This is a genomic window from Micromonospora sp. DT53 (genome assembly GCF_049841535.1).
Taxonomy (GTDB): domain Bacteria; phylum Actinomycetota; class Actinomycetes; order Mycobacteriales; family Micromonosporaceae; genus Micromonospora.
The window spans coordinates 128174-142958 of sequence record NZ_JBNCKM010000010.1; the positions used below are offsets into that span (position 1 = coordinate 128174).

The 14785-nt window shown below is 72.8% G+C and carries 13 protein-coding genes and 1 tRNA gene; 12 read left to right on the forward strand and 2 right to left on the reverse strand.

Annotated elements, in window-relative coordinates:
• Positions 1-496: 496 nt before the first annotated feature.
• From fdh to selB, 6 genes are all read left to right on the forward strand, one after another.
• Positions 497-3769 (forward strand): formate dehydrogenase, encoded by a 3273-nt coding sequence (fdh, locus tag ACLQ3B_RS27570; RefSeq protein ID WP_425783606.1) that lies wholly within the window; start codon positions 497-499, stop codon positions 3767-3769.
• The gene (locus ACLQ3B_RS27575; protein ID WP_425783607.1) at positions 3759-4733 is read left to right on the forward strand and encodes a 4Fe-4S dicluster domain-containing protein; all 975 of its coding nucleotides are present in this window, start codon (positions 3759-3761) and stop codon (positions 4731-4733) included. The genes fdh and ACLQ3B_RS27575 overlap by 11 nt, the downstream gene beginning before the upstream one ends.
• Complete coding sequence (nrfD, locus tag ACLQ3B_RS27580; protein ID WP_425783608.1) at positions 4730-6043, forward strand: NrfD/PsrC family molybdoenzyme membrane anchor subunit; 1314 nt, start codon at positions 4730-4732, stop codon at positions 6041-6043. The genes ACLQ3B_RS27575 and nrfD overlap by 4 nt, the downstream gene beginning before the upstream one ends.
• 13 nt (positions 6044-6056) lie before the next feature.
• Positions 6057-6152: transfer RNA gene (locus ACLQ3B_RS27585), tRNA-Sec, on the forward strand.
• 23 nt (positions 6153-6175) lie between these two features.
• Positions 6176-7480, forward strand: coding sequence for an L-seryl-tRNA(Sec) selenium transferase (gene selA, locus ACLQ3B_RS27590; protein ID WP_425783609.1), 1305 nt, complete (start codon positions 6176-6178; stop codon positions 7478-7480).
• 2 nt (positions 7481-7482) lie between these two features.
• Positions 7483-9297, forward strand: coding sequence for a selenocysteine-specific translation elongation factor (selB, locus tag ACLQ3B_RS27595; protein WP_425783610.1), 1815 nt, complete (start codon positions 7483-7485; stop codon positions 9295-9297).
• Positions 9298-9325: 28 nt separating this feature from the next.
• On the opposite strand, the gene ACLQ3B_RS27600 is transcribed toward selB, so the two are convergent.
• Entirely contained in the window at positions 9326-10357 is a 1032-nt protein-coding gene (locus ACLQ3B_RS27600; protein WP_425783611.1) for an NAD(P)-dependent alcohol dehydrogenase, read from the reverse strand.
• A gap of 95 nt (positions 10358-10452) precedes the next feature.
• Between ACLQ3B_RS27600 and ACLQ3B_RS27605 the strand changes: the two genes are divergently transcribed.
• The 5 genes from ACLQ3B_RS27605 to ACLQ3B_RS27625 all read left to right on the forward strand — a co-directional run bounded on the left by ACLQ3B_RS27605 (position 10453) and on the right by ACLQ3B_RS27625 (position 13750).
• Entirely contained in the window at positions 10453-11061 is a 609-nt protein-coding gene (locus ACLQ3B_RS27605) for a TetR family transcriptional regulator (RefSeq protein ID WP_425783612.1), read from the forward strand.
• 69 nt (positions 11062-11130) lie between these two features.
• Entirely contained in the window at positions 11131-11871 is a 741-nt protein-coding gene (locus ACLQ3B_RS27610; protein ID WP_425783613.1) for a hypothetical protein, read from the forward strand.
• Positions 11872-11935: 64 nt separating this feature from the next.
• Entirely contained in the window at positions 11936-12133 is a 198-nt protein-coding gene (locus ACLQ3B_RS27615; protein WP_030327722.1) for a hypothetical protein, read from the forward strand.
• Positions 12134-12213: 80 nt separating this feature from the next.
• Positions 12214-13491, forward strand: coding sequence for a hemolysin family protein (locus ACLQ3B_RS27620; protein ID WP_425783614.1), 1278 nt, complete (start codon positions 12214-12216; stop codon positions 13489-13491).
• A gap of 73 nt (positions 13492-13564) precedes the next feature.
• On the forward strand, positions 13565-13750 hold the full coding sequence (locus ACLQ3B_RS27625) for a hypothetical protein (RefSeq protein WP_036410487.1): 186 nt from the start codon (positions 13565-13567) through the stop codon (positions 13748-13750).
• 5 nt (positions 13751-13755) lie between these two features.
• Here the strand turns inward: ACLQ3B_RS27625 and ACLQ3B_RS27630 are convergent, their stop codons facing one another.
• Positions 13756-14406 (reverse strand): hypothetical protein, encoded by a 651-nt coding sequence (locus ACLQ3B_RS27630; RefSeq protein ID WP_425783615.1) that lies wholly within the window; start codon positions 14404-14406, stop codon positions 13756-13758.
• 133 nt (positions 14407-14539) lie between these two features.
• Here ACLQ3B_RS27630 and ACLQ3B_RS27635 point away from each other — a divergent pair, with 133 nt between their 5' ends.
• Entirely contained in the window at positions 14540-14743 is a 204-nt protein-coding gene (locus ACLQ3B_RS27635; protein WP_425783616.1) for a hypothetical protein, read from the forward strand.
• The last annotated feature ends 42 nt before the right edge of the window (positions 14744-14785 follow it).

A 14785-nucleotide genomic window follows, 5' to 3' on the forward strand; every position in this document is an offset into this window, starting at 1 on the left:
ACGTCCTAACGGAGACTGTCCAAGATCTCGTAGGACATGGCCGAAACAATGGTGTGGCGGTCGTGGTGATGAGGCGGTCCGCGGTACGCCGATGGGGACCCGACGGTGCATGCGGCGGTGGCAACGCGTTACGGCCCCCGGCCCCCGGCCCCCGGCCCCCGGCCCCCGGCCCCCGGCCCCCGGCCCCCGGCCCCCGGCCCCCGGCCCCCGGACGCGCGAGCCGGGGTGGGGTGCGGGAACAACGTTGGGGGTGGGCTGGTTGTGGACAGTGTCGGTGTGACTCAGTGTCCCCGGGCCTCACCTAAATAGCCTTCGCGGAATACCGTTCGGCTGGAGCCGCGTAGTGCCACTCGCCGAGAGGCGACCTGCACACCGACGACAGCGCCGCCCCCGGCCCACAAGGCCGGGGGCGGCGCTGTCTGCGATCCCCGGTTCGCGAACCTGTCTCAGTTGACCTATCTTCAGGGGGTCGCTCGGGTGGGAGGGGGTGTCGGGGTTGGGGTTGCGGACCTTTATCGAGGGTTGGCCGGTCTACCGCCAGCTCACCGGCACGGACCCGCTGGGGCGGGGTTCGGCGGCGAAGTCTGACGGGTCCCGTGCGCTCACCGCCCGTACCGACACCGCTGATTCGATGGCCCGGTCTGTTTGCCCGTACTGCGCGGTGGGTTGTGGTCAGCGGGTGTTCGTGAAGGACGGGCGGGTCAGTCAGATCGAGGGTGATCCGGACAGTCCGATCTCGCGGGGTCGGCTGTGCCCGAAGGGTTCGGCGAGCAAGAGCCTGGTCACCAGTCCGTTGCGGCAGACCACGGTCCGCTACCGCCGGCCGTACTCGACGCAGTGGGAGGACTTGGAGCTCGACACCGCGCTCGACATGATCGCCGACCGGATTCTCGCCGCCCGCGAGCAGACCTGGGAGGACGTCGACACGCAGGGCCGGCCGCTCAATCGGACGCTGGGGATCTCCAGTCTGGGTGGGGCGACGCTGGACAACGAGGAGAACTACCTCATCAAGAAGTTGTTCACCGCGATGGGGGCGCTCCAGATCGAGAACCAGGCCCGTATTTGACACTCCGCCACCGTCCCCGGTCTGGGGGCCAGCTTCGGTCGTGGCGGTGCGACGGATTTCCAGCAGGACATCGCCAACGCTGACGTGATCGTCATTCAGGGTTCGAACATGGCTGAGGCGCACCCGGTGGGTTTCCAGTGGGTGATGGAGGCCAAGCGCCGGGGGGCGAAGGTCTTCCACGTCGACCCACGGTTCACCCGGACGAGCGCGGTCGCGGACGCGTACCTGCCGATTCGGGCGGGCACCGACATCGCGTTGCTGGGTGGGGTGGTGCGCTACATCCTGGACAACGAGTTGGACTTCCGGGAGTACGTGCTCGCGTACACCAACGCGGCGACGATCGTCAGTGCGGAGTTCAGCGACACCGAGGACGGCGACGGCTTCTTCTCCGGCTTCGATCCGGAGACCGGCACGTACGTGCAGGACAGCTGGCAGTACGAGGGGCACGAGGATTCGTCGGGCAGTGGGCACACCGCCCAGGAACGGGACAGCGCCGCGGGGTTGACGCACGAGTCGCATGGCGCGCCGGTGGGCGGGCAGACCCGGCGCGACGAGACGTTGCAGCATCCGCGGTGCGTCTACCAGATCCTCAAGCGGCACTTCTCCCGCTACACCCCGGAGATGGTGGAGCGGGTGTGTGGCATCCCGCAGGCGCAGTTCCTGGAGTTGGCGCGGGCGTGGGCGGAGAACTCCGGCCGGGACCGCACCGGCATGCTGATCTACTCCGTCGGGTGGACGCAGCACAGCGTGGGTGTGCAGTACATCCGGACCGGCGCGATCATCCAGTTGTTGCTGGGCAACATGGGTCGTCCGGGTGGTGGGGTGATGGCCCTGCGGGGGCACGCCAGCATCCAGGGCTCCACCGACATCCCGACGTTGTTCAACCTGTTGCCCGGCTATCTGCCGATGCCGCACCACGCCGAGCACCCGAGCTTCGACGAGTGGGTGGACAGCATCCGCCACCCGGGGCAGAAGGGGTTCTGGGGCAACGCGGGGTCGTTCGCCGCCAGCCTGCTCAAGGCGTACTGGGGTGACGCGGCGACGCCGGAGAACGACTTCTGTTACGGCTATCTGCCTCGGCTGACCGGTGATCACGGCACCTACCAGCAGGTGCTCAACATGATCGACGGGAAGATCAAGGGCTACTTCCTGCTGGGGCAGAACCCAGCGGTCGGGTCGGCGCACGGCCGGGCGCAGCGTCTCGGCATGGCCAACCTGGACTGGTTGGTGGTCCGGGACCTGTTCATGATCGAGAGCGCGACGTTCTGGCAGAACGGCCCCGAGGTCGCCACCGGGGAGATCGTGCCTGAGGAGTGCCGCACGGAGGTGTTCTTCCTGCCCGCCGCGTCGCATGTGGAGAAGGAGGGCACGTTCACCCAGACGCAGCGCCTGTTGCAGTGGCGGGAGAAGGCCGTCGAGCCACCGGGCGACGCCCGCTCCGAGCTGTGGTTCTTCTATCACCTGGGCCGCAAACTGCGGGAGAAGCTGGCCGACTCGCCGCTGCCGCGCGACCGGGCGTTGCTCGACCTCACCTGGGACTACCCCACGCACGGTCCGCACGCGGAGCCGAGCGCCGAGGCGGTCCTGCGAGAGATCAACGGGTACGACGTGGCGACCGGCCGCCCGCTGTCAGGTTTCGCCGAGGCCCGCGCGGACGGCTCCACAGCGATCGGTTGTTGGATCTACAGCGGGGTGTACGCCGACGGGGTGAACCAGGCGGCCCGGCGAAAGTCCCGCCACGATCAGGACTGGGTGGCCGCCGAGTGGGGTTGGGCGTGGCCGGCGAACCGGCGCATCCTCTACAACCGTGCCTCCGCCGACCCGGACGGCAACCCGTGGTCGGAGCGCAAGCGTTACGTGTGGTGGGACGCGGAGAAGTCCGAGTGGACCGGCTACGACGTGCCGGACTTCGAGAGGACCAAGCCGCCGTCGTACCGGCCGCCACCTGGCGCGTCCGGGCCGGAGGGCATCGCGGGCGACGACCCGTTCGTCATGCAGGGCGACGGCAAGGGCTGGCTGTACGCGCCCAGCGGTGTCCTGGACGGGCCGCTGCCGACGCACTACGAGCCGGTCGAGTCGCCGGTGCGTAACCCGCTCTACGGTCAGCAGGCCAACCCGACCCGCAAGATGTACGCGCATCCGGTGAACTCGGTGAATCCGAGCCCGCCGCAGGAGCACGGCCAGGTGTTCCCGTACGTGTTCACGGTCAGCCGGCTCACCGAGCACCACACCGCCGGAGGGATGAGCCGGACCGTGTCGCCGCTGGTCGAGTTGCAACCGGAGATGTTCGTGGAGGTGTCCCCGGACCTGGCCGGCGAGGTGGGGTTGACGCATCTGGGCTGGGCGCACCTGGTCAGCGGCCGCGCCGTGATCGAGGCGAAGGTGCTGGTCACCGACCGGCTCACCCCGCTGCGGGTGGACGGTCGGATCATCCACCAGGTGTGGTTGCCGTACCACTTCGGTTTCGAGGGTCTGGTGACCGGCGACTCGGCCAACGACCTGTTCGGCATCAGCCTTGACCCGAACGTGCTGATCCAGGAGAGCAAGGTCGGCACCTGTGACGTGCGGCCGGGTCGCCGTCCCACCGGCCCGGCGTTGCTCGAGCTGGTGGCCGACTACCAGCGGCGCGCCGGGATCATCCCGGGCCAGCACGCTCCGGCCGTGACCACCGACAGCGAGGGGAGCAAGCGCGGTGCTTCCTGACCCGAACAGCCTGTACGGTCCGCTGGACCCGGCGCCCGACGCAGGCTATGAGAACCCGCCGCCTCGGATGGGGTTCTTCACGGACACCAGCGTCTGCATCGGCTGCAAGGCCTGCGAGGTCGCCTGCAAGGAGTGGAACGGCGTCCCGGAGAACGGGCTGGACCTGCTCGGCATGTCGTACGACAACACAGGCGCGTTGACCGCGAACTCGTGGCGACACGTCGCGTTCATCGAGCAGCCCCGCCCGGCTGGGTACGGCGCCGCACCGGCGGACGTCCTCGGCGCGCCGCTCGGCGCCGGCCCGGACCGACCGGTCGACGTGGGCGCGGGACCGCAGTTCCTCGGGATGCCGGGGGCGCAGCCGCCGGGGCGGGGCACGGGCGTCGAGGAGCGCACGGATTTCCGCTGGTTGATGATGTCGGACGTCTGCAAGCACTGCACCCACGCGGCGTGCCTGGACGTGTGTCCGACGGGTTCGTTGTTCCGCACGGAGTTCGGCACGGTGGTGGTGCAGGAGGACATCTGCAACGGGTGTGGGTACTGCATTTCCGCGTGTCCGTACGGGGTGATCGATCAGCGTAAGGACGATGGTCGGGCGTGGAAGTGCACGCTGTGCTACGACCGGTTGGGCGCGGGCATGACTCCGGCGTGTGCGCAGGCGTGCCCGACCGAGTCGATCCAGTACGGGCCCTTGGACGAGCTGCGGGAACGCGCCGCCGCCCGGGTGGAGACGCTGCACGAGCGGGGGGTCCCCGAGGCCCGCCTGTACGGGCACGACCCGAACGACGGCGTGGGTGGTGACGGGGCGTTCTTCCTGCTCCTGGACGAACCCGAGGTGTACGGGCTGCCGCCCGACCCGGTCGTGACCACTCGTGATCTGCCGAAGATGTGGAAGCGCGCCGGCCTCGCCGCTCTCGCCATGGCGGCGGCGACCGTCGCCGCGTTCGTCGGAGGTTCCTCATGACCCCACCGGGCCCCGTGGGCGACCGGTTCCGTCGCTTCCGGGAGCGGCTCGCCGCCGAGGGCCTCGACCGACCATGGGCGAGCGGCGGGCGGCCCAGCGCCACGAGCGGCGCGGAGGTCACGAGCGACCGGGACCGCGCCGCCGGCAACGGCGCCGCCGGCGAGCGCGCCGCCGGCAACGGCGCCGCCGGCGAGCGCGCCGCCGGCAACGGCGCCGCCGGCGAGCGCGCCGCCGGTAACCGCGCCGCCGACAGCCGCCGCGACGACCTGACGACGCGCCGGCCGGCCGACGCCTCTGGTCGGCGGGCCGGGCGGCGCGGCGGCGGTGAGGAACTGCGGGTGCCGGAGGCCGAGTTCACGTCGTACTACGGCCGGCCGGTCCTGAAGGGGCCGGTCTGGAAGTGGGACATCGCCGCGTACCTGTTCACCGGCGGGTTGGCCGCCGGTTCGTCGCTGCTGGCCGCGGGTGGACAAATCACCGGACGGCCCGCGCTGCGGCGCGCCGGCCGGGTCACCGCGTTGGCCGCCGTCAGCGCCAGCGCCGTCTTCCTGGTGAGGGACCTGGGTCGGCCGGCGCGGTTCCACCACATGCTGCGGGTGGCCAAGCCGACCTCGCCGATGTCGATGGGCACCTGGATCCTCACCGCGTACGGGCCGGCGGCGGGCGTCGCCGCGATCGCCGAGGCGGCCGGTGTGCTGCCCCGGCACGGTCTGCTCGGGCTGGCCGGGCGCGCGTTGCCGTCGATCGGGCACGCCGCTGGGCTGGTCGCCGCCGGCACCGCGCCGGCCCTGGCCACGTACACCGGGGTGTTGCTGGCCGACACGGCGGTGCCGTCGTGGCATGAGGCGTACCCCGAGTTGCCGGTGATCTTCGCGGGCAGCGCGCTGGCCAGCGGCGCCGGCGTGGGTCTGCTCGCCGCGCCGCCGGCCCAGGCCGGACCGGCCCGGCGGATGGCGGTGGCCGGCGCCGCCCTGGAGCTGTACGGCACGCATCGGGTGGAGAGCCGCCTCGGCCTGCTCAGCGAGCCCTACCGGTTGGGCCGGCCGGGTCGGCTGCTGCGCGCCGCGCGGCTGCTGACCGTCGGCGGGGTGGCGGGCGCTCTGCTGGGCCGGCGCAGTCGGGTGGTCGGTGCGCTCTCCGGGACCGCGTTGCTGGCCGCGTCGGTGCTGACCCGGTTCGGCATCTTCTACGGCGGGTTCGCCTCGGCCCGTGACCCCCGCTACACGGTGGTGCCGCAACGCGAACGGCTCGAAGCCCGCCGAACTGGCATGGATCTTCCATCTGATCGGGCGGCCCCGCCCACGGTGTGATCGAATGTCCGGTGGAGGCGTTCAGGCGGCTGGTGCCCCTCCCGGTCTTCAAAACCGGAGTGGTCCGGGACCCGGGCCAGGCGGGTTCGATTCCCGTCCGTCTCCGCCAACCCGCTCGCAGGAGATGACGTGATGGGCGACGGCCCGGTGGACCCGCGACGTCGGGTGCCCCGTACGGACACGCTGCTCGCCGACCCGGTGCTGGCCGCCGCCACCGCGACCATCGGCCGGGAGCAGGTCAAGGCGGTCGTCTCCCGCGCGCAGGACCGCGCCCGCCGCGGTGAGCTCAACCCCGACGAGGTACGCGACGCGGCCGTCGCCGCGTTACCGGCCCCCGGGCCTCGGGTGGTGCTCAACGCCACAGGTGTCGTGCTGCACACCAACCTGGGCCGGGCGCCGTTGTCGTCCACCGCGGTCGCCGCGGTGGTGGCCGCCGCCGGGCACACCGACGTCGAGTTGGACCTGGTCACCGGCCGGCGGGCCCGCCGCGGCCGGGACGCGCTCGACGCGCTGGCCGCCGCCGTGCCCGACGCGGGCGCCGTGCACGTGGTCAACAACGGCGCCGCCGCGCTGGTGCTGGCCGCCACCGCGTTGGCCGCCGGCCGGGAGATCGTGGTCAGCCGGGGCGAGCTGGTCGAGATCGGCGACGGTTTCCGCCTGCCCGACCTGCTGGAGAGCACCGGCGCGCGGCTGCGCGAGGTGGGCACCACCAACCGCACCACGCTCGCGGACTATGCCGCCGCGCTCGGCCCGCAGACCGGCTTCGTGCTCAAGGTGCACCCGTCGAACTTCCGGATCACCGGCTTCACCTCCGCCACCGGCGTACGGCAACTGGCCACGCTCGGGGTGCCGGTCGTCGCGGACATCGGCTCCGGGCTGCTCGGCGCCGACCCGCTGCTGCCCGACGAACCGGACGCGGCCAGCACCCTGCGCGCGGGCGCCGCGCTGGTCACCGCCAGCGGCGACAAGCTGCTCGGCGGGCCGCAGGCGGGGCTGCTGCTGGGTGACGTCGAGCTGATCGACCGGTTGCGTCGCCACCCGCTGGCCCGGGCGCTGCGGGTGGACAAGCTCACCCTGGCCGCGCTGGCCGCCACCCTGCGTCCACCGGACACCCCGACCCGGGTGGCGCTGCACGCCGACCCGGGCGCCCTGCGCGAACGGGTGGAGCGGCTGCGGGACCGGCTCGGCGCGGACGGCCGCAAGGCCGAGGTGGTGCCGGCCGTCGCGGTGGTGGGTGGGGGCGGCGCGCCCGGGGTGGAGTTGGACTCGTGGGCGTTGAGCCTGCCCGAGCGGTACGCGGCGCCGCTGCGCGTCGGAGACCCGCCGGTCCTCGGCCGGGTGGTGCGCGGCCGCCTCCTGCTCGACCTGCGCTGTGTGCCCGCCGACGCCGACGAGGCCGTCCGTGCGGCCGTGCTGCGCGTACCCGGGGACGACTGAGCGTGTTCGTCGTCGCGACCGCCGGCCACGTCGACCACGGTAAGTCGACACTGGTCCGGGCGTTGACCGGGATGGAACCCGACAGGTGGGCCGAGGAACGCCGCCGGGGGATGACCATCGACCTGGGTTTCGCCTGGACGACGCTGCCGTCCGGCGGCACCGTCGCGTTCGTCGACGTACCGGGGCACGAGCGGTTCGTGCCGAACATGCTCGCCGGGGTCGGCCCGGTGCCGGCGGCGCTGATCGTGGTGGCCGCCGACGAGGGCTGGATGCCGCAGTCCGCCGAACACCTGGCCGCGCTCGACGCGCTCGGTGTGGCGTACGGCCTGCTGGCGGTGACCCGCGCGGACCTGGCCGATCCGGGGCCCGCGATCGCCCACGCCCGCGCCGAGATCGCCGCGACCAGCCTCGGCGCGGTGCCGGCGGTGGCGGTCAGCGGCCTGACCGGCGCCGGCCTGCCGGAGCTGCGGGCCGCCCTGGACCGGCTCGCCGCCCAACTGCCCGCCCCCGGGGTGGACGACCCGGTCCGGCTGTGGGTGGACCGCAGCTTCACCGTGCGGGGCAGCGGCACCGTCGTCACCGGCACCCTCGGCGCCGGCCGGCTGCGGGTGGGCGACGAACTGGAGCTGGCCGGCGCCGACGACCCGGTCCGGGTCCGTGGCCTGCACTCCCTGGGCGAGGCCCGAACGGAGGCGGCGGCGGTCGCCCGGGTCGCGGTCAACCTGCGCGGTACGCCCCGCGACCGGCTCGGCCGGGGCGACGCGTTGCTCACCCCGGGCCGGTTCCACCACACCGACCTCGTCGACGTCCGGCTCGCCGGCGACCCGGCCGCCGACCTGCCGGCCACCCTCACCCTGCACGTCGGGTCGGCGGCGGTGCCGGTACGGGTGCGCCCGCTCGGCCCGGACACCGTCCGGCTGCGGCTGGCCCGCCCATTGCCGTTGCTGGTGGGTGATCGGGCGCTGCTGCGGGACCCGGGCCGTCATCACGTCAGCGGCGGGGTGCGGGTGCTGGACGTGGCGCCCCCACCGCTGGCCCGACGGGGTGCGGCCGCCGCCCGCGCCCGGGTCCTCGCCGAGTTGGACGGTCGACCCGACCTGGCGGGGGAGCTGCGCCGTCGCCGGCTGATCCAGGCCGGCGCGTTGATCCGGATGGGCGTGCCGGTGCAGGACGGGCCGGTTCGCGCCGAGCCGGCGGACGCCGGGCCGGTGCGAGACGCTCCGGCGTACGCGGAGCCGGTGGCCGGTGACTGGTTGGCCGACCCCGCGCACTGGCGGCGGCTCGGCGAGCAGCTGACCGAGGAGGTCGCCCGACACGCGCGGGAGCACCCGTTGGCGCCCGGGATGCCTGTGGACGCGCTGCGGCAGCGTCTCGCCCTGCCCGACCGGATGCTTGTCGAGGCGCTGGTCCGACCGCCGCTGCGGGTCCACGCCGGTCGGGTCGCGGCGGCGAGCCCCGACGCGCTGCCCGAACCGGTGGCCCGGGCCGTGCAGCGGGTCCGCGCCGAGTACGGCGACCGGCCGTTCCGCGCCCCCGAGGCGGACCGTCTGGTCGACCTCGGTCTGGGCCCTCGGGAAATCGGCGCCGCCGTGCGGGCCGGCGCGCTGCTGCGGCTGGCCGACAACGTGGTGCTGTTGCCCGGCGCGCTCGACGACGCGGTCCGGGTGTTGGCCGGGCTGCCGCAGCCGTTCACCCTGTCGGCGGCCCGGCAGGCGTTGGACACCACCCGCCGGGTGGCGGTGCCCCTGCTGGAGTTGCTGGACCGGCGGGGCGCGACCCGCCGGCTGCCCGACGACGCCCGGGTCGTCGTCACCTGAGCGGGCGCCGCGACCGGTGCGACCGCTGTCAGTCCAGGTCGGACATGTCGAGCACGAAGCGGTAGCGGACGTCGTTTCGTCGGAGGCGGTCGAGTGCCGTCTCCACCTGCGCCGACGGGAGCACCTCGACGTCGGCGGCGATGCCGTTGTCAGCGCAGAACTGGAGCATCTCAGCTGTCGAGCGGCGGCCTCCGCTGCCGGCGGAGCTGAGCTTCTTGCGGCCGACAAGCAGGTCCATCGCCTCGACGGTGACCGGGCCCAGGTGTCCGAGCAGGCTGAGGGTGCCGTCCATCGCCACCACCTTGAGGTACGGGGCGAGGTCGTGCGAGGCGGAGACGGTGTCGATGACGACGTCGAAGGTGTCGCGTGTCGCGGCCATCTGGCGGGTGTCGGTGGAGTCCAGGAACTCGTGTGCGCCGAGCCGGAGGGCGTCGTCGCGCTTCTCCTGGGTGCGGCTGATGACGGTCGTGGTGGCGCCGAGTGCCACGGCCATCTTGACCGCGAGGTGACCGAGGCCGCCGAGCCCGGCCACGGCGACGCGACTGCCGGGGCCCACCCCGAGGGAACGCAGCGGTTCCCAGACGGTGACGCCGGCGCACATCAGCGGGGCGGCCGCGGCCGGGTCGAGGCCGGAGGGGAGCGGGTAGGCGAAGCGGTCCCGCACGACGTACTCGCGGGAGAAGGCGCCCAGGGTGGTCGACCCGTCCCGCCGGTCGGTGCCGCCGTAGGTGAGGGTGGGGAAGGAGTGGCAGAAGTTCTCCTGTCCGGCCGCGCACATCGCGCAGGCGCCGCAGGAGTCGACGATGTTGCCCACCGCGACGCGATCGCCGACCGTGAAGGCGGTCACCTCGGGGCCCGTCTCGGTCACCACGCCTGTGAATTCGTGACCGGGCACCAGTGGCGCGTCCACGCGTTGGTCGAGGGCGTGCAGGTCGCTGTGGCACACGCCGCAGTGCTCGACCCGTACCGCGAGGTCATCGGGGCGCAGGTCGCGGCGCTCCAGCGAGGTGCGCCGCAGCGTCGTGGGGCTGGTCGCCCGCCATCCGGTGGTCGTCCGCATCGGTGCACTCCTTAAACAAACTGTTCGGTCTGTTTCACCGTAGACCCGATCGCGACGTGCAGCAAACCAACTGTTCTGTTTGCTAGGGTGGGGGCATGCCGGAGCAGCCCCTGACCTCGCGTGGCACCGCGACCTACCAGCGCATCCTGGACGCCGCCACCGAGGAGTTCGCCCAGCACGGCATCGCCGGAGCGCGGATCGAACGCATCGTGACGGCGGCGCGCACCAACAAGGCCCAGCTCTACGCCTACTTCGGCGACAAGGAACGGCTCTTCGACGCGATCTTCCTCAGCTCACTGGAGCGCATCACGAACGTCGTGCCGATCGACGCTGACAATCTCGCGGACTGGGCCGTCCGCCTCTACGACGAATACCTGCGCCGCCCCGACCTCATTCGGCTCGCGACCTGGACCCGACTGGAGCGCCGGCCGGCCGGGCACCTCGTCGAGACCCACCAGCACTACGACGATCGCAAGCTCACCGCCATCGCCGAGGCGCAGGCCGCCGGGCGGGTACGCGCCGGCGACCCGTTCGACCTCATGGCGCTGGTCATCGCGATGTCCATGGCCTGGTCGCCGGTCAGCAACGTCTACGCGGCCAGCAATCAGGAACCCGACGACGTCCATGATCAACGCCGCGCCCTGCTGCGCGACTGCGTCCGGCGAGCCACTGTGCCGACGGACCAGGATCAACCGGACCATTGACCGCCGTACGGTCGTCAGTCGCGCCGATCCGGGGCTGACAACAGTGCGCCGAGGTGCGACGGTGGGCTGATGGTCGAGGCGATCCCCACCCGGTCACGAGCTTCCCGCTGCCGATGGCGAGCGGCCGTCCCGGTGGTGCTGCGCTGGGCGCTGCCGGTGCTGTGGGTGCTGTGGGCGTCCCTCGCGTGGTGGGTCGAGCCGCGCGAGTCCACCGAGGCGCAGCTCGACCGAGATCTCGCGACTGGCCAGGTGGTGGCCTTCCAGCGGTCGTCCGGCTGGGCCGACGACGGCGCGTACTGGGGGAGCCGGCCGCGTGCGCAGTACGCGCCCGACGGCGGGATGCTGACCTGGACCGTGTCGAACGGCCAGCACCGGTACGCCTCCGGCACGCCGCTCGCCTTCGAGTCGTACCCCGCCGAGCCGGACTCGTCCGCGAGCGCCGAACAGGAGGCGCGGCGTGCCGCGCTCGCCGACGCGAGGCGGGCCGACGGCAGCACCGCGTACCGGATCGGGAACGCCGTGGCTCTGCTCGCCGGTGTGTTGACCGTGCTCTGGCTGGGCCGGCTGATCGGTGGCGCGCCGCCGCTGGCCGGCACCCGCTGGTTCTGGTTCTGGATAGGGCTCCTGCCGTTCGGGGTGGGTGTGCTGGCCTGGACGTACCGGGAGCTGTGGCGACCACCGCCGGTGCCGGTGCCCGGCCGAGGCTCGGGGTGGCGCGGCGTCGGCTGGCTGATCCTCGCCTCAGTCGGCATCAGCCTCCTGGTGTCCGTCGCCCGCATCGTGTTAGGGACGACTGTGGTGCCGGGCTGAGCCTCAGCCGGTGGTGCCGGGCCAACCGGCCCCGAGGTCGACGCCGGTCACCTACGGTGACGCCATGGACCCTTCGGCGGTCTGGCGGGACCGGCAGCACCGATGGCGGATCGAGGCGTACCGCGCGCCGGACCTGCGCTTCGCCATCTACGCCACAAACGGCCCCACCGAGTCGGTGCCGCTGTGGTTGTTCGGGATGTCGGCGCTGGCCCGGTGGTTGATGACCCACGCCATCTCGCTGGACGACCTGGAGGTCGACTGAGCGGGGGCGCGGTCGCAAACCGCTCCCGCGCCGCGCCCCGCTGGGGTTGAGTGACCTCAGGCGGCGGACGGGGGTGCGCGATGGGCGGTCAGCTCGGGCAACTGGCGTTGGTGGCCGTGCTGGTACTGGTCAACGCCGCGCTCTCCGGCAGTGAGATGGCACTGGTGACCCTGCGCGAGGGGCAGTTGCGGCGGCTGGGCCGGCGCAGCCGAGCCGGTGACCGGTTGGTGCAGCTGTCCCGCGACCCGAACCGCTACCTGGCCACAATCCAGCTCGGCATCACCCTGGCGGGGTTCCTCGCCTCGGCGGCGGCCGCGGTGTCGTTGGCCGGCCCGCTGGTCGGCCCGTTGGGGTTCCTCGGCGGCGCGGCGCGTCCCGCCGCGGTGCTGCTGGTGACCGTGCTGCTGACGTTCTTCACGCTGGTGTTCGGCGAGCTGGCCCCGAAGCGGCTCGCCATGCAGCGGGCCGAGCGCTGGGCGCTGCTGAGCGCCGGCCCGCTTGATCTGCTGGCCCGGGTGTCCCGACCGGCGGTGTGGCTGCTCAGCCGGGCCACCGACGCGGTCGTGCGGCTCGCCGGAGGTGACCCGCGGGCCAACCGCGAGGAGATGACCGAGGAGGAACTGCGGGAGATGTTGGCCAGCCAACGCGGCCTGTCCGCCCAGCAGCGGGAGATCCTGACCGGCGCGTTCGACATCGCCGGCCGGACCCTGCGGGAGATCCTGGTGGCCCGACGGGAGGTGACCACGCTGCCGGCCGGTCTGGCCGCCGACGAGGGGGTTCGGCGGCTGGCCGCCGCCGGGCGCTCCCGCGCCCCGGTCACCGGTCCCGGCGGCCTGGACGAGGTGCTCGGGGTGGTGCACATCCGCGACCTGGTGCGGGCCGGCACCGATCCGGTGGGCGGGCGGGTGCGGGCGCCGCTGCTGCTGCCGGTGACCCTGCCGGTCGCCGACGCGATGCGTCAACTGCGGCAGGACCATCAGCAGCTGGCCCTGGTCGTCGACGAGCACGGGGGCATCGACGGGATGATCACCATGGAGGATCTGCTGGCCGAGGTGGTCGGCGAGTTGTACGACGAGACCGACCGTGACGTGCGCGGGGTCGTCCGGGAAGCGGACGGGTCCCTGCTGGTGCCCGGTGACTTCCCGCTGCATGACCTGCCCGACCTGGGGGTACGGCTGAGCTTCCCGTTGTCCCGGGACTACACGACGGTGGCTGGTCTGGTGCTGGCCCGCCTGCGGCACCTGCCGGACTCCCCGGGTGAGACGGTGCGGCTGCCCGGGCTGACCCTGCAGGTGGTGGAGGTCGCCGACCGCGCGGTGCGCCGGGTGCGGCTCTGCGGGTTCGCCGCCGACCGCTGACAATTCACTCACAAGACTGAAAAAAGCCTTAAATCGACCAAACGGCCAAGGTGGTCCGCCTACGGTGCCAGACGTGAAGGACCGAGGCTTGCGTACGTTCGTCACGGTGTTGGCCGGTCTCGCGGTGATCTACTTCGGCAGCGCCGGCCGCAGTCCCGAGGAGGGCCGTGGCATCTCCGGCGGGGTGGTCGTCCTGGCGTTGCTCGCCGCGTTGCTGGTGTGGCACCTGACCCGCCCAGGGGACAAGACGGTCAAGTGAGCGCCTCAGCGGGCGGCGACGCGGGTGACCTCACCGGCGGACTCCTCACCCAGCGCCACCCGCACCAGCGCTGACGCGAGCCGGCCGAAGTCCGGTCCGTCGACGAGACCGGCGAGCCGGTCCGGAGACCCCGGCAGACCCAGCCGTTTCGCCCCGGCCAGGGCCCGACGGTCGACGTACGGGCGTACGTCCGGCCAGACCGCCTGCGCCTCACGCAGGTAGATGTCCGCGCCGGTGGGGCCGATACCGGGGAACTCGGTGAGCCGCCGCCGCAGCCCGGCGGGATCGCCCTGGGCCTCCCGGTGCAGGCGTCGCAGGTCACCGTGCCAGCGGTCCAGGCACAGCCGGGCGCCGGTGCCGAGCATGGTGGCGGTCCGCTCGTCGTAACGGCGGTAGTGCCCCCGGCCCAGCGCGTCGACACGCTCCTGCCAACTGGCCGCCTCCATGGCCTGTGGTGTGCGGTAGCCGGCGGCGAACAGCTCCCGCGCGGCGTCCACCGCCACGCACGCCCGGATCCGGGTGCTCAGCAGTGTGGTCAGCACCAGCAGTTGGTACAGCGGCCCGGGCCGGTCGGCGAGCCGGATGCCGGCCTCCTCGGCGTACGTGCTGCCACGCCTGTCGAGCAGGACCCGCACCACACGTCGATCATCGCCCATCCCGACGGGTTACCCACTTGCGGACCCGCTAGCCCTCGCGTCGGTCAGCAGGGCCGGAATGCCACCGGGGCGGGCGGGTATGCCGGCGGTGGAGGCGGTCGATGCCGTCCCCGAACCCGGAAGGGAGACAGCCGTGGTCAACCCGCAGCAGGAGGAGTTCCGGCGCAACGCCAAGGGCGCCACCAGCCAGGACAGTAAGGGGCCCAGTCCGACCGGGCACCCGCTCAACAGTGGTTCGTCGCGCGGGGACGCCGGTCGGCCGGTGCCCAAGGGGCAGGTGTCGCCGTACGGCCCGGCCGGTGAGCCGGTGGCCGAGGACGACAGCGACGCCCGCTGACTAGCGGCCGCGACCTGGCGGCCGCCGCAACCTGTTCCAGGT